The sequence below is a fragment of the Pseudomonas sp. 2822-17 genome (assembly GCF_002742485.1).
Classification (GTDB): Bacteria; Pseudomonadota; Gammaproteobacteria; order Pseudomonadales; family Pseudomonadaceae; genus Aquipseudomonas; species Aquipseudomonas cyclaminis.
In genome coordinates, this window is record NZ_LJRZ01000440.1 from 1 (window position 1) to 325 (window position 325).

The following is a 325-nucleotide window of genomic DNA, read 5'->3' on the forward strand; positions in this document are numbered from 1 at the left end:
GTATTGACAGGAATTAAGCCTACTGGACAGATTCATTTAGGTAATTATATCGGTGCAATTAAACCAGCCTTAGAGCTAGCAGAACATAGTAACTACCAAGCAGCATATTTTGTCGCCGATTATCATGGATTAACAAAAATTCACGTTGCAGATGAGTTTCGTAATTTAACCTATGGGATTGCAGCTACATGGCTTGCACTAGGGCTTGACCCTAAAAAAGTAATTTTTTATAGACAATCAGACGTTCCAGAAATTTTTGAGTTGAATTGGATTTTAAGTTGCTTTTCCCCTAAGGGATTAATGAATCGTGCCCACGCATATAAGG

General features: G+C 37.5%; 1 pseudogene. It reads left to right on the forward strand.

What is annotated here, in order from left to right:
- Window positions 1–325: pseudogene (locus AOA60_RS15370) on the forward strand (tryptophan--tRNA ligase); the annotation flags it as partial.